This is a genomic window from Actinomyces succiniciruminis, from assembly GCF_900002405.1.
Taxonomy (GTDB): domain Bacteria; phylum Actinomycetota; class Actinomycetes; order Actinomycetales; family Actinomycetaceae; genus Actinomyces; species Actinomyces succiniciruminis.
In genome coordinates this window covers 15,376-32,173 of sequence record NZ_LK995515.1, presented here as the reverse complement: position 1 = coordinate 32,173, position 16,798 = coordinate 15,376, and the positions used below count along the sequence as shown (strand labels likewise).

Annotated in this window: 15 protein-coding genes; 6 read left to right on the top strand and 9 right to left on the bottom strand. The window is 70.3% G+C overall.

Translation table 11 applies throughout. The annotated features are described in order from the left end of the window. Window positions 1-298: 298 nt before the first annotated feature. The 3 genes from BN1056_RS08955 to pyrH form a co-directional block, all read right to left on the bottom strand. Window positions 299-1,228 carry a phosphatidate cytidylyltransferase gene (locus BN1056_RS08955; RefSeq protein WP_073332940.1) on the bottom strand — a complete coding sequence of 310 codons (930 nt, stop codon included), beginning with the start codon at window positions 1,226-1,228 and terminating at the stop codon, window positions 299-301. Window positions 1,229-1,279: 51 nt separating this feature from the next. After that, a complete protein-coding gene (frr, locus tag BN1056_RS08950) occupies window positions 1,280-1,837 on the bottom strand; it encodes a ribosome recycling factor (protein ID WP_210580488.1) in 558 nt (185 codons plus the stop codon). A gap of 122 nt (window positions 1,838-1,959) precedes the next feature. Further along, window positions 1,960-2,712: a UMP kinase gene (pyrH, locus tag BN1056_RS08945; protein WP_073332934.1), complete on the bottom strand. Its 753-nt coding sequence runs from the start codon at window positions 2,710-2,712 to the stop codon at window positions 1,960-1,962. A 144-nt stretch (window positions 2,713-2,856) separates the two neighbouring features. Between pyrH and BN1056_RS08940 the strand changes: the two genes are divergently transcribed. Genes BN1056_RS08940 through BN1056_RS08930 form a run of 3 tightly spaced genes read left to right on the top strand, consistent with a single transcriptional unit; the run spans window position 2,857 to window position 5,752 of the window. After that, entirely contained in the window at window positions 2,857-3,708 is an 852-nt protein-coding gene (locus BN1056_RS08940; protein ID WP_108967774.1) for an ABC transporter ATP-binding protein, read from the top strand. Next, complete coding sequence (locus tag BN1056_RS08935; protein ID WP_210580486.1) at window positions 3,705-5,333, top strand: hypothetical protein; 1,629 nt, start codon at window positions 3,705-3,707, stop codon at window positions 5,331-5,333. The genes BN1056_RS08940 and BN1056_RS08935 overlap by 4 nt, the downstream gene beginning before the upstream one ends. Before the next feature lie 2 nt (window positions 5,334-5,335). After that, the gene (locus tag BN1056_RS08930) at window positions 5,336-5,752 is read left to right on the top strand and encodes a hypothetical protein (protein WP_073332927.1); all 417 of its coding nucleotides are present in this window, start codon (window positions 5,336-5,338) and stop codon (window positions 5,750-5,752) included. 81 nt (window positions 5,753-5,833) lie between these two features. Here BN1056_RS08930 and tsf read toward each other — a convergent pair whose 3' ends face one another. Both tsf and rpsB read right to left on the bottom strand, forming a co-directional pair. Beyond that, window positions 5,834-6,673 carry a translation elongation factor Ts gene (gene tsf / locus BN1056_RS08925; protein ID WP_210580485.1) on the bottom strand — a complete coding sequence of 280 codons (840 nt, stop codon included), beginning with the start codon at window positions 6,671-6,673 and terminating at the stop codon, window positions 5,834-5,836. 50 nt (window positions 6,674-6,723) lie between these two features. Then, on the bottom strand, window positions 6,724-7,632 hold the full coding sequence (gene rpsB / locus BN1056_RS08920; RefSeq protein ID WP_210580483.1) for a 30S ribosomal protein S2: 909 nt from the start codon (window positions 7,630-7,632) through the stop codon (window positions 6,724-6,726). A 567-nt stretch (window positions 7,633-8,199) separates the two neighbouring features. Between rpsB and BN1056_RS14745 the strand changes: the two genes are divergently transcribed. Continuing rightward, window positions 8,200-9,030, top strand: coding sequence for a M23 family metallopeptidase (locus BN1056_RS14745; protein ID WP_244671608.1), 831 nt, complete (start codon window positions 8,200-8,202; stop codon window positions 9,028-9,030). Window positions 9,031-9,093: 63 nt separating this feature from the next. Here BN1056_RS14745 and BN1056_RS08910 read toward each other — a convergent pair whose 3' ends face one another. Further along, on the bottom strand, window positions 9,094-10,077 hold the full coding sequence (locus BN1056_RS08910) for a tyrosine recombinase XerC (RefSeq protein WP_210580524.1): 984 nt from the start codon (window positions 10,075-10,077) through the stop codon (window positions 9,094-9,096). Between the two features lie 418 nt (window positions 10,078-10,495). Between BN1056_RS08910 and BN1056_RS08905 the strand changes: the two genes are divergently transcribed. Beyond that, on the top strand, window positions 10,496-11,425 hold the full coding sequence (locus tag BN1056_RS08905; RefSeq protein WP_210580481.1) for an ABC transporter ATP-binding protein: 930 nt from the start codon (window positions 10,496-10,498) through the stop codon (window positions 11,423-11,425). Beyond that, window positions 11,422-12,261 (top strand): ABC-2 transporter permease, encoded by an 840-nt coding sequence (locus BN1056_RS08900; protein ID WP_210580480.1) that lies wholly within the window; start codon window positions 11,422-11,424, stop codon window positions 12,259-12,261. Before BN1056_RS08905 ends, BN1056_RS08900 begins: the two co-directional genes overlap by 4 nt. A gap of 1,350 nt (window positions 12,262-13,611) precedes the next feature. Here the strand turns inward: BN1056_RS08900 and BN1056_RS08895 are convergent. The 3 genes from BN1056_RS08895 to BN1056_RS14740 all read right to left on the bottom strand — a co-directional run. After that, window positions 13,612-14,142 (bottom strand): GNAT family N-acetyltransferase, encoded by a 531-nt coding sequence (locus BN1056_RS08895; protein ID WP_210580478.1) that lies wholly within the window; start codon window positions 14,140-14,142, stop codon window positions 13,612-13,614. Between the two features lie 280 nt (window positions 14,143-14,422). Further along, window positions 14,423-15,778: a DNA-processing protein DprA gene (locus tag BN1056_RS08890; RefSeq protein ID WP_210580476.1), complete on the bottom strand. Its 1,356-nt coding sequence runs from the start codon at window positions 15,776-15,778 to the stop codon at window positions 14,423-14,425. Beyond that, window positions 15,775-16,798, bottom strand: a 1,024-nt coding sequence (locus tag BN1056_RS14740) for a YifB family Mg chelatase-like AAA ATPase (RefSeq protein WP_244671607.1), incomplete at its 5' end; no start/stop codon positions are given. The genes BN1056_RS14740 and BN1056_RS08890, both read right to left, overlap by 4 nt.

Genomic DNA, 16,798 nt, shown 5'->3' with positions numbered 1-16,798 from the left:
GGCGGGGGCGGGCGTCGGGGCTGGTGGCGCCCTCGGGCGGCTGATCGGTGGGCAGCACCTGGACGCGGTCGGAGTCGCGGCGCGGCGTGGCCGTACGGGCGGCCCCGGCACGTGGGCCGCGTGCGCGGATGACGGCGGAGGTGCTGCTCACTGGGGCCATGATCCTTCCGATTGTGAGAGTCGAGCGCGTTCGCGGACACGAGCGGCCGAAGCGGCAGCGTACTCGTGCCAAGCCGCGACTGCCACGGCGTCGGTCACAGTCCCGGGGCGACGGCGCAGCATCTGGTGCATCGCCGGGTCACCCGACCAGGAGGCTGAATACGTAGACCACCGGGGCGGCCACCAGGATGGAGTCGAGCCGGTCCATGAGACCGCCGTGGCCGGGCAGGAGGGTGCCCATGTCCTTCAGTCCGAGGTCGCGCTTGAGCAGGGACTCCCCCAGGTCGCCCAGCGTCGAAATGACCACCACGGTGGCGCCCAGCAGCGCGCCCGCCCACACCGGCCCGTCCAACGCCCACAGGCAGACCGCGCCGGCGCCGACGGCGGCCAGCAGGGAGCCGGCGAAGCCCTCCCAGGACTTCTTCGGCGACACGCTCGGCGCCATGGGATGCCTGCCGAAGTTGATGCCGGCCAGCCAGCCGCCGGTGTCGTTGGCGACCGGCAGGGCGATCAGGGTCAGGACCTTGCCGACCCCGTGCGTCTGGGCGACCAGCAGCACGGCGAACCCGGCGAGGAAGGGCAGGTAGGTGGCCGCGAACACGGAGGCGGAGGCGTTCACGGAGCGGGAGCGGCGCACGGCGTCGTGGGCCTCGGTGCGCAGCACATCATGGCCGGCCTCCTCCAGGGCGGTGCCGGACTCGGCCTCCGCCTGATCCAGGAAGCACCAAACCACGCAGGCGCCGGCGGTGGCGATGTAGGCGCCCAGGGCGGCCTCCGCGCCCGCCCGCCAGGCGCACACCGCCACCCCGAGGGTGCCGATCCACAGCGGGGCCAGCGGCAGTCGGATGCCCTTGCGGGCGAAGGCACCGGCCAGTTCCCACAGGGCCCCGCACACGGCCACGACCACCACGCCGACGAACACGATCTTGTTGAAGACCAGCGAGGCCAGGATCGCCCCGATCAGGACGACGGCGACCCCGACGGCGGCGGGCAGGTTGCGTCCCGCCCGCCCGGTGGCGGGCAGGGGGGCGCGGTTGCGCGTCGGCGGCGGGGCGAGCAGGGTGGACAACAGGCTCACGGTGGGCGGCGTACTGGTGCGGTTCGGGGTGCGAGGCGGGGCTCAGACCTCGAGGAGCTCGGCCTCCTTGGTGGCCAGGGCGGCGTCGATCTGCTCGACGTAGCGCTTGGTCAGGGCGTCCAGCTCCCCCTCGGCGCGCTTGACGTCGTCCTCGCCGGCCTCGCCGTCGCGCTTGATGGCCTCCAGCTCCTTCTTGGCCTTGGCGCGCACACCGCGCACCTGCACGCGGGACTCCTCCGCGCGGGAGCGGGCGAGCTTGACGTAGTCGCGGCGGCGCTCCTCGGTCAGCACGGGCAGGGTCACGCGGATGACGGTGCCGTCGTCGGTGGGGTTCACGCCCAGGTCGGACTCGCGGATCGCGGTGACGATCTCCTTCATGGCGCCGCGGTCGTAGGGGCTGACGATCACGGAACGGGCCTCGGGAATGGTGATGGAGGCGAGCTGCTGCAGGGGCGTGGGCGCCCCGTAGTAGTCGACCACGATTCCGTTGAACATGGACGGGTTGGCGCGGCCGGTGCGGATGGCGGCGAGTTCGTGCTTGCCGGCGTCGAGGGCCTTGTCCATCTTGTCCTCGGCATCGAGCATGACGTCGTCGATCATGGTTGGTTCCTTCGGTTGTTAGCAGTGTTGATGGGCTGTCGGTCGGCTGTGCTTCAGCCTTTGGTGCGTTCGCCCGTGCGGCCGAGCGCGGAGGGGCGGCGCGCGGATGGCGCGGCCGGAGGCTAGTCGCGGGTGACGAGGGTGCCGATGTCCTCCCCCAGCAGGGCGCGGGTGATATTGCCGGGCTCCCCCATGCCGAACACGCGCATGGTCAGGGCATTGTCGCGGCTGAGGGCGAAGGCGGAGGCGTCGGCGACCTGCAGCCCGTCTGCCAGGGCGCGCGCATAGGTGAGGCGGTCGAGCTTGACGGCCTCGGGGTCGCGGCGCGGGTCCGCGGTGTACACGCCGTCGACCCCGTTCTTGCCGACCAGCAGCTCGTCGCAGTGAGTCTCCAGGGCGCGCTGGGCGGCGACGGTGTCGGTGGAGAAGTAGGGCATGCCGGCGCCGGCGCCGAAGATGACGGCGCGGCCCTTCTCCATGTGGCGGATGGCGCGCAGGGGAATGTAGGGCTCGGCGACCTGGGTCATGGTGATGGCGGATTGGACCCGGGCGGGTACACCGGCCTTCTCGATGAAGTCCTGCAGGGCGAGCGCGTTCATCACCGTGCCGAGCATGCCCATGTAGTCGGCCCGGGCGCGGTCCATGCCCCGGGCGGACAGTTCTGCGCCGCGGAAGAAATTGCCGCCGCCGACCACGATGGCTACCTGCACGCCCTGCTTGATGGCGGTGGCGATCTGCTGGGCGGCGTCGGCGACGACGTCGGCATCCAGGCCGACCGCCCCACCGCCGAAGACCTCGCCGGAGAGCTTCAATAGCACCCGCCGGGGATGGGTGCCGTGGGCGATGCGGTCGTCGCGGTCCGGGGACTCGCTCATGCGTGGTGCCTCCTGCTGGGTGCGGACGGTTCAGCGGCTTCGATGCGGGCGCTGCGCACAGCCTACCTGCACAGGGTGGTTCCGCGCCGGAGGTAACGATAGAGTCAGGGAGTGACGAAGCGTATATCGACGGGGTGAGCAGCCGTGTTCGGATTCAGACTCAGCGAGGCGTCATCCCCGGAGGAATGTCGGCACCTGACCGACAGGACGACGTGCCAAGACACTGACGCCAACGCTATCGAGGTACGCGCGCTGAGCAAACGCTTCGGCGGGCCCACGGTTCTGAACGAGGTCACCCTGGATGTCCGCTACGGCGCCATCACCTGCCTCCTCGGCCCCAATGGGGCGGGCAAGACCACGCTTATGCGGATCCTCGTCGGACACGAGTCCATCAGCCGCGGGAGTGCTCGCATCGTACTGCCGGAGGACGGCGCGCTCGCGGACCGCACTGTCGGATACGTTCCCGACTCTTCGCTGGTATACCCGCTATTGACTGTGCGCGAGCATCTGCGGCTGGTGGAGGCGTTGTTCGGCCTCAGCCGGTTCAGCCGGGCGCAGGAGGAACAGTTTCTGAAGGCGCTGGGACTGGATGAGCACGCGGACCTGCTGGCCAGCAAACTCTCGAAGGGGTTGAAGAAGCGGCTGATGCTCGCCTGCGCGGTGCGCCAGGGCGCGCGAGTCCTCGTCCTGGATGAGCCCTTCGATGGGCTCGATCCGGCGGGCCAGGAGATGCTCATGTCGCTGGTGGAGCAGTTGCGCGACCAGGGGTGCTGCGTGCTGGTGTCGACGCATCGGCTGGACATCGCCGAGCGGGTAGCCGACGAGCTGTTGGTCCTGGACCACGGTGAGCTCGTGTTCTCCGGCACGCCCACCCAGTTCGTGCGTCTCGGCGAGCCCTCCCCCGACAAGACTGCCTTCGAGGCCGCCTTCGCCGCCGTCAGCCGCCGCTCCGATTCCCGACCCCGGCTGGCCGAATTCGACGGGACGAGTCCATGACCGCCGACGTTGTTCCCACCGCCGCGCGCCAGCGTGCCCGACAGCACGTCTCGCGACTGGTACTGGTACTGCTGGAGGCCCGTCTGCGCGGCGTTCGACACAAGGCGGTCGGACTGCTTAAGAGCTGGCCGGGGCGTCTTGCTGGTATCGCCGTGGTGGTCGTCAGCGGCCGGTTGCTTTGGATCCTGATAGCGCCCCCATCCGGGCGCGCATCTGCCATCCCCGACTGGCTGCTGCGAGATGTGCTCGGCGTGCTGTTGCTCGTCGCCCTCACCGTCTGGGGCACCCGCTCGGCGGCCCGAGTTCCCATCATTCTCAACACCGGCGACATCGGCATCGTCGATTCCGGACCGCTAATTCGCGTATTACTAATCTCGGGTATCGTCGCTCGGCTTCCAGCCGCAGCAATCGGCAGCCTGTACCTGACCGCCGTGCTCACCGGGGTGGCCCCAACGCAGTGGGCGGAACTGGAGTCGCGCCTGTGTTTGTGGACAGTCCTGAGCAGTCTCGGAGTCTGGATGACCAGCGCGCGCTTGGCCTGCGGCTGTGTGGCATGGGTATTTCCCCGTACGCGCCCGCTCCTGACCCTGGCATGGTGGAGTCCGACGACAGTATTGGTATGCAGTGTGCTCGCCCGCGTGTCGGAACAGGGGGTGAGGGCACTGAACCTGCTGGGCGACATCTTCATGACGCTGACCGGGCACTGGCGATCGGCCATACTGCTCGCCGCTGCCACCGCCTTGATCTACGCGGTGGTGATCGCGGTGGCGCCCGGGCTGACTCCGCTGTGGGCGGCACCCGCGTACCAGCTGGCCGCAATCCTCGACCTGGCCGAGAGTCGGGACGCCTCGGCGGCATTGGCCCTTATGCGCCCGGCACATGCGTCCAGCGGGAACATGCCCGCCGTCGTCCGTGGGGCGGCCGCCTTAGTAATCCGCCAGTGGTGGGAGGCGGGACGCCGCCATTCCGGCAGGGTCCTCGTATTCGAGGCGCTGGCGGCCTATGGGGTCGGCCGGCTGATCGGTTGGCTGCTCCCGGAGTGGTGGCCAATCGCGTTCCTGATCGTAGGCGGATTTGCAGCTTCCTCATGCGCGCTGGACGGCGCCCTAGCGGAAGCACGCTACCCCCTGTTCTCTGCGGCGAGCAGTACCCGCTGTAACGCACTGTACGTGGGTGCGTGGAGCTGTCTGTTGCCCGCATTACAAACGTGCCTGATCTGCCTGCTGACCGTCCTCGGCGGCGCCCAGGCTCGCCTGCCCGGCGGTGCCGTGGCTATCGCACTCGGTTGCGCATTCACCTGGCCGCTGTTCGCCGCGGCGTGTTCCGTGTCCGCCGCGCTCCTAGCAGCGCGAGGCATTTCGAACCACCTGACCAGCGGCGTCGGCGGGCTTGCCGCCCTCGGAGGGCCGCTGGTCCTCGCCGTCGGCCAGGGCACGGCAGCATTGGCACCCGGGTTTGTGGCAATCGCCGCTCAAGTCGGGGCCACCGCATTGGCCTCGTGGGCACTGCTGCACATCGCCCTCGCAAGCTGGTCCGCCTCGCGGTACGCGGTACGCATTGACAGCCGGACGGCCGCCAAACACCTCAACACAACCACTCAAAGTCCCGCCGAAACGGAGGAATGATCATGGCAGGAATGGACGAGAGCGCCAAGACGGTGCTCAAGGACGCCCGCGCGGTGGCGAAGGAACGGGGGGCAGGCAACGCCGAGCCCCTGGATGTGTTCGTCGCCGCGCTCCGCACCAGCCCCGAGGTGGAGGCGCTCGTCGGCACGCCCCACCAACTGAGCTGGGAGGAGTTGGTGCAGGAGGCGACCGCCGACGCTCCCCGCCGCGGCCTGGGGCGGCTACTGCCCCGGCCGATCGGCTTCGACGACCGCGCCAAGGCGGCCTCGGTGCGGGCGGTCGCGCTGGCGGTCGACTCCGATGTCTCCGCGCGTCATCTGGCGGCGGCCGCACTGGAGCAGGACGACGCCCGCCTGAATGAGTACCTCGTTGCCCACGGCACCAGTTGGAACCGGCTCGTCGAAATACTGGTGGCCTGAGCGCCCGGAAGCACCCGAGATATAACACGGGGTCCCCGCGAGCATGCGCTCACGGGGACCCCGGTGCTTGATCGCGTCAGCTCAGGCGCCGACGCGGAAGCGGACGAAGCCGATCAGCTTGCCGCCGGTGGCCGTGATGACCTTGCCGACCGTGGTCTTGGGGTCCTTGGCGTAGGCCTGGTCCACCAGGCAGTTCTCCTTGTAGAAGCCGTTCATACGGCCCTCGACGATCTTCGGGATGGCCTTCTCGGGCTTGCCCTCGGCGCGGGTCGTCTCCTCGGCGATGGCGCGCTCCTTCTCCACGGTCTCGGCCGGGACGGAGTCGCGGTCCAGGTACAGCGGGGAGTAGGCGGCCACGTGCATGGCCACATCGTGGGCGACCTCGGCGGCCTTGGCGTCGGTGCCGACCAGCACACCCACCTGCGCGGGCAGGTCGGGGTTGGTGCGGTGCAGGTACAGCTCGACGTGGTCGGCGGCCAGGCGGCCGACGCGGCGCACGACGATCTTCTCGCCGATGACGGCCTGCATGGAGTCGGTGAGCTCCTTGACGGTGGTGCCGTCGACGGCGACCTCGGCCAGCGCCTCGGCGGTCTCGGCACCGGAGTCGATGGCGGCAGTGAGGACCTTGTCGGCGAACTCGATGAACTTCTCGTTCTTGGCGACGAAGTCGGTCTCGGAGTTGATCTCCACCAGGACGCCCACCTGAGCGTCGTCGGTGTCGACCACCTTGGCGGCGATCAGGCCGGCGGAGGCGGAGCGGCCCTCGCGCTTGGCGATGCCCTTCAGGCCCTTGACGCGGATGATCTCGATGGCCTTCTCGGCGTCACCGTTCGCCTCGTCGAGCGCCTTCTTGACGTCGAGCATGCCGGCGCCGGTCTTCTCGCGCAGCGCCTTGATGTCAGCGGTGGTGTAGTTGGGCATGGATATCTCCTGAAATTGCTGAGATTGGAGTGAACGGGCGGCTACTGGACTCAGGCCTGCTCGGCGGGAGCAGGCTCGCTATCCGAGGGAGCCGCCGGGGCTTCACTCTGAGTGGCCTCGGCGGCCGGCTCAGCGGCGGCCTCGGCGGACGCATCGGCCGGGGCGGCGGCGTCCTCGGAGCCGGCCAGCAGCTGGGCCTCCCACTCGGGCAGCGGCTCGGCCTCGGCGGCGGGGACCTCCGCCTCCTCACCGGTGCGGGCGCGGCCGGCGGAGCGCGACACGAGCCCGTCGGCGACGGCGTCGGCGATGATGCGGGTCAGCAGCGCGACGGAGCGGATGGCGTCGTCGTTACCGGGGACGGCGTAGGTGACCTCGTCGGGGTCGCAGTTGGTGTCCAGCACGGCGACGACGGGGATGCCCAGCTTCTGCGCCTCGGAGATGGCCAGGTGCTCCTTCTTGGTGTCCACCACCCAGATGGCGGCCGGCGGCTTGGCCATGTCGCGGATGCCGCCGAGGGTCTTGACCAGCTTGTCCTTCTCGCGGCGCATCATGAGCAGTTCCTTCTTGGTGTGGCCGGAACCGGCCACGTCGTCGAAGTCGATCTGCTCGAGTTCCTTCATGCGGTCCAGGCGACCGCGCACGGTGGTGAAGTTGGTGAGCATGCCGCCCAGCCAGCGCTGGTTGACGTAGGGCATGCCGACGCGCTGGGCCTGCTCGGCCACGGCGGCCTGGGCCTGGGTCTTGGTGCCGACGAACAGAATGTTGCCGCCGCGGGCGACCGTCTCCTTGACGAAGTCGTAGGCGGTGTTGATGCCGTCGATCGACTGCTGCAGGTCGATGATGTAGATGCCGTTGCGCTCGGTGAGGATGAACCGCTTCATCTTGGGGTTCCAACGGCGGGTCTGGTGGCCGAAGTGCACACCGTTCTCGAGCAGCTGGCGCATGGTGACAATCGCCATGAGGGTCCTTTCAGGCACGCCCGGCGGGCGCGCAGTCGAGGGGCGGCCCGCCGCGGTGCGGACGGGGCGCCCGGTTATGGGTGGTTTTCCCCTTTGACCGGAGGCCCCGTGGGCGGGGCGCGGCTGCCCGGAGGCCGGGCATGGGGCCTGGTGCCCGCGACGCCGGGCCACCCACCGTGCTTACGCAATGCGGGACCTCGGCCGTGGCGCTCGAAAGGACGTTCCCGACCCGCCGACGGCGGAACGGGCGCGGACACGCGAAGTCAGCCACGCAACGGATCGACTTAGGCCGCCGAACCCGCGCGGGGCTGCGGGCGCGAGGTTATCACAGCGCCGGCGCGGATCATGCGGGCGGGGCCGCCGGGCAAGCCTCGTGGCACGGGATGAATCCGCAGGCCGCAGCGGGGTGAGTCCGTGGGCGGGTGCGCTCGGCCGGAGGGGCGGGCACCTTCGGATTGGCGTACCGGCGTCCACAGGTCCGATTGGCGACATCCAACCGGATCGGTTATCCACAGGCGGACCATGCCGCAGGTGCGCTCGGGTACCTACCCGCGCACGCTGGTGTCCATGAGCAACTTCACAGCCGCCGACACCGCCGTCGGCACCTCCGCTTCAGCCGTTACCGTCAACACGACCGCCACGGATGGACACTCCCCCGCGGCCCCGGGCGGGCACACCCGCCAGGATCCGGCCGACCGCTCCCCCGGCGAAGTCTCATCCGGCGGTCCCCCTCCACCGCGCCCGGGAGGGGCGCGACGTCGGGCCCGGCGCCTGGCGGCGACTTGGGCCGCGCTTACCGTCGGCGCCGCCCTCGCCCTGTCGCCGACGCCGGCCTCCGGAGTGGACGCAACATCCTTGGGGTCCGCGACCGTGCCGCGGCAGGTGGTGATGGCCTGGCGGGGCGGCGAGCCGAACCCGCTGCAGGCATTCGCGGCCGGGACGGCGGCGGAACCCGCCACGCCGCTGCCGGGGGTGGTGGCCACGAGGGTGCGCTACGCCTGGCCGACGGGCATGGCGACGACGGTGCTGGCCGATTTCGATCCGCCTGCGGTGGTCTGGGGCTCCGGGCACCGCGGCGTGGACCTGGCGCTGGCGGCGGGCTCGCAGGTGCTGGCGGCCGCGGACGGGACGGTCGCCTTCGCGGGGATGGTGGCCGGCCGACCGGTGGTCTCCATCGACCATGCCGACGGCATCCGCACCACCTACGAGCCGGTGGATCCGTGCGTCGAGGCCGGCGAGGCGGTTGCGCGCGGCCAGGTGATCGGCACGCTGCAATCCGGCCACCGCGCCGACGGCGCCGACGCCCTGCACTGGGGTGCCCGCACCGGCCCGAAGACCTACGTCAACCCGCTGCGCCTGCTTCAGCCCGCGGTGATCCGCCTCAAGCCGTTGAGCTGATTGGAGGCCGACTTGCCGGCCGGGCCGAGCGGGGTCGGTGTCGCATACTCGGTGGCCCGGTCGTCAAGCCCGTGGGAAGGCCTGGGCGTAGACGGCGCGCAGGCGCTCGGCGGATACATGCGTGTAGCGCTGGGTCGTGGCCAGCGACGAGTGGCCGAGCAGTTCCTGGACGCTGCGCAGGTCCGCTCCCCCGCTGAGCACGTGGGTGGCGGCCGAGTGGCGCAGGCCGTGGGGGCCCAGGTCGGGCACGCCGGCGCGGGCGGCCGTGCGGTGAACAATCTCGCGTACGGCCCGCGGCCCGATGCGGCGACCGCGGGCGCCCAGGAACAGGGCCGCCCCGGCGTCGGCGGCGGCTACGGCGGGGCGTGCGTCCGCCCAGTCCTCCAGGGCCGCGGCGGCGGGGCCGCCGTAGGGCACCGTGCGTTCCTTGTTCCCCTTGCCCAGCACCCGCATGGTGCGACGCGCGGCGTCCACGTCCCCCAGGTTCAGGGCGCACAGTTCGGACACGCGCACGCCGGTGGCGTACAGGATCTCCAGAATCGCCCGGTCGCGCAGCGCCAGTGCCCTGGCCAGCTCGACGTCGGTGCCGTCATCCGCCGTCGTCCCGGCCGCGGCGACGGCGTCGGCCGCCGCGTCCAGCAAGGCGGCGGCCTGGACGGGGGTGAGCACGGAGGGCAGGCGAGCATCGGCGCGGGGCGAGCGCAGCCGGGCGGCGACGTCGGCCCCCAGCAGTCCGTTGCGGTAGGCCCAGTTGGAGAAGGTGCGGCAGGCGGCGGCGCGGCGGGCCAGAGTCGCGCGGGCGGCGCCGTCGGCGGACATGGTGGCCAGCCAGGCGCGCAGGTCCGGCAGGTCCAGGCTGCCCAGGGCGGGCCCCACCGGCTCGTCGTCTCCCTCGCCGACACCGAGGAAGGTCAGCAGCTCCGCCAGATCGCCGAGGTAGGCGCGCACCGTGTGCGCCGACAGGCCGCGTTGCAGGTCCAGGTAGCGGGCGAACGCGTCCAGCAGCCCGGCCCGGGTGCCGCACCCGCTCGGGTTCGTCGGCCTCATCTGCCGTCCCACCGCCGGGGCCGCCGTGGAGGCCTCACCAGCCTTGGGATCCGCGCGCACGCCATCAGTCTAGTGACTCTTCTGGTTTGAGGATGTGGGTGGGACGCGGCTCGGCCCTTGAACGCTGCCACGACCGGCATTGTCGCCATCCGGGACAAACGCCCGCCGCCGGACCGGTCGCCGATCTTGAAGCCGCATAATTCCAACGATTCTGGAATCGAGGGCCGGTGCTCCAAGCATGTTTGTCCCGGATTCGGACAATGTTCGCCCCGACAAGCCAGGGAACACGTGACCAGGCCCGGTGTCCGGCTCACGGACCGGTATTGCCCCTCCGATATTGCCTCCGTAGCGTACTCAGAGATGCACTTCGCACCCGCCGGGTACCCAATGGGCACATGCCGTCGGCTCGGGAGGACTCATGTCGGCAGTTATCGCCACTCATTCGCTTCACAAGCGCTTCGGAGATGTGCATGCGGTGCGGGGCATCGATCTGCGGGTCGAGCGCGGCTGCGTGTACGGACTGATCGGCCCCAACGGGGCCGGCAAGACCACGGTGCTGCGCATGCTGCTCGGCATCATGCGCCCCAGCAGCGGCGGCATCTCCGTGCTCGGCGCCTCGCCCACCACGGACCGCCCACAGCTGCGCCGTCGCATCGGCTACCTGCCGGGTGAGCTCAATCTGGGCGAACGCACCAGCGGCGCCGCGCTGCTGAAGCATCTGGCCGAGCTCAGCGGCCCGATCGCCCCAGGTCGGATCGAGGGCCTGGCCGAACGCCTCGATCTTGACCTGAGTCGCCCGGTGCGGTCACTGTCGAAGGGGAACCGGCAGAAGCTTGGGCTTATCCAGGCTTTCATGCACTCCCCCGAGCTGTTGATCCTCGACGAGCCCACCAGCGGACTGGACCCGCTCATGCAGCGCGAATTCTTGAACCTGGTACGGGAGGCACGCGATGCCGGGCAGACGGTGCTGCTCAGCTCTCATATCCTCAGCGAGATTCAGCATGCCGCGGATGCCGCTGCCGTGCTGTCCCACGGCAGCGTTGTGGCCGAGGGCGAGGTCTCCTCCCTGCGCCCGGCGGCAGTATCCCGAGTGCGAGCGGTGCTCAGTGAGGTCACCGCGCGGGAGATTCGCGGCGGCCTGGCAGAGCCCGGGATATTGAGTGATCTGCAGATCGAGCCGGCGCCGGGCAACCAGTTGCGCGTTCAGGGGGCGTTCCGCGGACGGGCGGACGAACTCGTCAAGGCCCTGTCGCGATTCACGGTTCAGGAACTCACGATCGAAGAGCCCGATCTGGAGGAGTCGATCCTCAACCTGTACGCCCAGGAGGAGCAGGAGGAGTCAGCATGAGCGCTTCCAACACGCGGGCCGCCATTTCCGGTGCGGAATCCCGCGCCGCCGTGCCGATCCTGCGCCGGCACCTGGCCGAGGGCGCCCGCTCGCTGCTCGGCTGGAGCGTCGCACTCGCCGCGGTGCTGGCACTGTACCTGCCGGTCTACCCGTCGCTGCAGACGCCGGAACTCGCAGACATCCTCGACACCCTGCCCACGGAGCTCGTGTCCCTCCTGGGGTACGACCAGATCGCCACGGGTGCGGGCTATGCCCAAGCCACCTTCTTCGGGCTGCTCGGCTTCGCGCTCGGAGCCATTGCCGCCACCGCCTGGGGTGCGCGGTTCATTGCGGGCATGGAGGAGAGCGGACGCCTGGAGCTCACGCTCGCTCACGCCGTGGGCCGCGTGCAGTACGTGGCAGAGACCGCCGCCGCATTGGTCATACGGGTGCTCGGGCTCTCCCTCGTCACGGTAGCTGTGTTACTGGTGCTCAACCCAGTCGTCGAGCTGGCGCTGTCCATCCCCAACGTGCTGGCTGCAACGGCCTCCTGGGCGGGTCTCGCCGTGCTCTCCGGAACTGCCGCGCTGGCGGCCGGCGCGCTGACAGGCCGGAGCGCCTGGTCACTCGGTGCCGGCGCCACGGTGGCCGCGCTCGGCTACGCATTAAACGCAATCGGCGGCATGTCCGCCGATCTGGACTGGCTCGTGCACCTGTCGCCGTATTACTGGGCTTTCGGCGAGCACCCTCTGAGCAATGGCTTCGACTGGGGCGGCCTGGCGCTGCTATGGGGGTTCAGTGCCCTGCTGGTCGCAGTCGCCTGTGTGGCGCTATCACGCCGCGACATCGGGCGCTGAGACAAGGTGTAGGTGCCGGCTGCGTCCACCACTGGGCGCCGCAGCGCCTATCACCGGGTGGGGAGGCCACGGACGGGTGGGGTCTACTTAGCCCCCCTCGGTGTTTACCAAGTCTTCGTGCTTGGGGACGCGACGGGCTGATGGGCGGCGGGTCGCCGGAGGTGGTGGACGCACGCGTGCCTGTGTTGCGGCGCGTGGCGCGATTGGTGGGGGTGCGCGTTGACTGGAGTGTGCGCGCTGGATCACGGTGGGCCAGGCGCGAAGGCTCGTGCGCTCGGGTCAACGTTCACGCCTTCGCGTGACGCCGCCCCCGACGCCGCCCTCAACCGGCCCGACATCGTCCCCGCCGCCCCGAGAACGTCCTCATCGGCCCGACAACGACCCGGGCTCGGCCAAAACGACCTCGTCAACCCGAGGACGTCCTGTGTCCGGCGAGAACGTCCTCGTCAGCCCGAAACCCTCCCGAATGTGGAGGGTTTGGGGATGAAAAGGTCGTGTTCGGCAGGCCGGCGCCCGCCGAACACGACCTCGTCAACCCGAACACGACCTCCCACACCCGAACACGACCACCTGGCGGGCCGGCTCTTGTCGAACAGGGCCCCGAACACGACCACCACACAGCAGCCCGGGCCCGCGCCCATAAACAAACACGAAGAGGCGGATTAGTGGCGCCTTCGGCTTGGCGGTTGTGGTGGGCCGATCCGGGGTGTAGGCCGCAGTGGAATGTCCAGATTCGGCACGAACGGTGCCGGCCGTGTCAGCGGCCGCGAACAAAACGTTGAAATCATGCGGATGCCGCATCAGACTGCATCCGCATCGACACCGTTAATGCCGAATATGGACATTCCCGGCCTCCGCCCGTCAGTGTGCAGTGCGCAGCCGCGAGTCCTCCACCACCGTCGGCACCCCACCATCCGCACACCCCATACCCTCCCCGCCATCGCACCCTCGAACACCAAAAGCCGAACCCGCGCACGGGTGGGCCCGGCGCGAGCACGCGCCGCACGCTCATTCGCGGCGCGTTTCTAGCGATTTGGCGTAATTGCGCGGATAACACGTCAACCGGTGAACAGTGCAGTCGGCTCCCATGTGCGGCGCCCCCCGCGGTGCACATGGGAGCCGATGGGCCTCCTTCGGCCCAAAACCAAGAACATTGAAATACCAGGCAAAACCCGCCGACCGGTCGGAGCGGCAAGGTGATTGAGCGTGCGCCGCCCCCGGGGCACTCACCCGACCGGCCCCAACACCCACCCATACACGCCCACCACACCCGCCCTATCCACCGACCACGCCCCAAACATGAAGAGGCGGATTGGTCCCCGCAGGCCGATACGTGCAACCGGCAGAAGATTACCGGACCGCAGCTTGGCACCCCTCATACTTCATTTCAATGAAGTCGAAGACTCCCCCGTTGGTAACCTGTTTAAAGGAACGCACTCTACGAAATCCGCTCCGACGGTACACCGCAATTGCACGCTCATTGAAGCAGGCCACGCTCAAGCGAATCTCCCGACCGGGTAGATTCTCTTCCAGCCAAGCCAAGTTACATGCCATGAAGCTCACCCCGAGACCGCCGCCAGTGAGATCAGGACGCATCCCCAGTCCAATCTCCAACACGCCTTCACCGTCATCGATGTCGGCGGACAAGAATCCGAACAGCTCGCCTCTTGAACGGACCTGCATGAGGACGTCGGGCCACTTCTCGGGAGTCACGAACTCCTCGTAGTCCTCTGGATCCGCCGTCATGTCATAGAAGTCATACGGTGGTGGATACTTCCAGCCATCAGCAATCTCGAAAGCAGCCTCGAGGGTCATCGCACTGTACGACAGCTCGAGATGACTCCTACCGCTTCCCCCAAACATTGCCCCCACCTGGATCACGCCGCGATGATACTCCGAGCCAATAAAGCTGATGCGGCGGTATCCTCGTCCTCCATCCTCGACCTACGACGATGGCTCCTTCCGACTGTGCTCCGTTCATTCGAGCCGAGATACAGAGCACCCTCCAGTCAGACAAGTCCGCGAGGCGCCGTCACGCCGAGACATAGGGTGGTGAGACTTGTCGGTGCTGGGGCGGCAGGCGGCTACTGGGCATTGACGAGGGGTGGTCCGGTGAGACTCGTCGGTGCTGGGGCGGCAGCGGTGCCAACCGGCATCGAGTTCACCGGTGCGCGCGGGCGCGGCGCCAGGCGGCGCCACGGCGTTCCACCCGGCCCTCGAGTTCCAGCAGCCCCAGGGCGGCGACGGTCTCGCGTTCGGTGAGCCCGGCGGCGCGCACGATCGACTCCACGCTGGCTTCGGCGCGGGCGGGCAGCGCGTCCAGGACGACGGCCGCGGGCCCATCCAGGCCGTCGAGCAGCCCGGATCCCGCATTGGCCGGGTCTGCGGCCTTGGCCGCATCGGGGTCGGTCGCTCCCAGGGGTGCGACCAGTTCCAGGGCCTCGTCGGCGTCGGTGACGCAGACGGCACCCTGCCGCAGCAGCCGGTGACAGCCCACCGACGCCATGGAGGTGACCGGCCCGGGCACGGCCCCCACCGGCCGCCCCAGATCGAGGGCGTGATGGGCGGTGGACAGGGCACCGGACCGCCATGCCGCCTCGACGACGACGGTGGCGTTGCTCATGGCGGCGATCAGCCGGTTGCGGGTCAGGAAGCGGTGGCGGCCGGGCTGGCAGCCGGGCGGCACCTCGGCCACCAGGGCACCGGTGGCGATAACCTCCTCCAGCACGTCGGCGTTGCCGGCCGGGTAGAGGCGGTCCACTCCCCCGGCGGACACGGACACGGTGACGCCGGTGCGCAGGGCGCCACGGTGGGCGGCGGCGTCGATACCGAAGGCGCCGCCGGAGATGACGACGACACCCTTCGCTGCCAGCCCACTGGCCATTTCGAAGGTGACGTGCTCGCCGTAGTCGGTGGAGGCGCGTGCCCCGACCAGCGCCAGCGCGCATCCGGCGCCGGGGCCGTCCGGCACCAGATCCTCGCGGGCCCGCGGCAGGGCGACGTCGGCGGCGCCCCGGCGGGAGACGAGTAGGGCGGGATCGCCGCGCACCCATAGGCAGTGGGGTGGGCGCTCCAAGTCGTTCAGCCCCGTGGGCCACCCCGGGTCGGTGGGGATGAGCAGGCTGCCGCCGAGGCGTTCCAACACATCCAGTTCGCGGCGGATGTCCAGGCCTTGCAGGCGCGGGGCCCAACGGGCGGCGGCCGTGGCCCAGTCCGCACTCGCTCGGGCGGCGTCTCCGTGGGGCGGCAGCGGCGGACGTGGGGCGGGCCGGGGCTCCCCGTCGGCGTCGAGGGCCTCATGCGTGAGCCAGTCCAGGGCGGCGGTGGCACCGAGACGGCCGACCAGGGCGCAGGCATGGGCGTCTGCGGGCTCGGCTAGCCGCGACCAGGTGGCCCGGGCCAGGGCCTCGGCGTCACCATCGACAGTGGTCTCGACGCCGACATCGGAGGCGGGCGGTGGGTCCGCGCAGGCGACGTGTGCGGTGGAGCCGGCGGCGGATGTGTTCGCGGCTCTCATGGGCGGGCTCCTCTCGTGCGCAGCGCCAGAGCGGCGCCGATATCGGTGGGGGTGGGCGCGGGGCGGGCGCCGAGGTCGGCCAGGGTCCAGGCCAGCCGCAGCACCCGGTCGACGCCGCGCAGGGTCAGGTCGCCCCGGTCCAGGGCGGTCATGAGCGGGGTGAGCAGAGAGGCGTCGGTGCCGGAGGCGGGCGAGCGCAGCCAGCCCCCGGGGACCTCCCCCATCAGTCGCCAGGGGGTGTCGGCCAGCCGCCGGGCGGCCCGTGCGCGCGCCTCGGCGACGCGGGCGGCGACGACGGCGCTGGGCTCGCCTGCGGTTCCGGCGGCCAGGTCATCGGCGGTGACGGCGGCGACCTCCACCTGGATGTCGACCCGGTCCAGCAGGGGGCCGGACAGGCGGGAGAAGTAACGGCGCCGCTGCAAAGAGGTACAGGTGCACTCCAGGCCGCGGCCGGTGGCGCGCCCGCAGGGACAGGGGTTGGCTGCCAGCACCAGTTGGAAGGCCGCCGGGTAGGTGGCGCGCCCGCCCACCCGGTCGATGGTCACCACTCCGGACTCCAGCGGCTGGCGCAGGCAGTCGAGCACGCCGGCGGAGAATTCGGGGGCCTCGTCCAGGAACAGCACGCCGCGGTGGGCGAGCGACACGTCGCCGGGGCGGGGTGTGCCCGTGCCACCGCCCACGACGGCGGCGCGCGTGGCGGTGTGGTGGGGCGCGCGCAGGGGCGGGCGGGTGAGCAGGCCGGCGTCGGCGTTGAAGGTTCCGGCCAGGGAATGGATGGAGGTGACGGTGACGGCGTCGTCGGGACTCAGGGGCGGCAGGATGGAGGGCAGGCGCTCGGCGAGCATGGTCTTGCCGGCGCCCGGCGGGCCGACCAGCAGCAGGTGGTGTCCACCCGCGGCGGCGACCTCCAAGGCGTGACGCGCCTGGGTCTGTCCCACCACATCGGCCAGGTCGGGCTCGCGCACCCGGTCTCGGCCTCCGGCGGGGCGGGGAGCGTGGGCCGCCTCACGGCGGGCGCGG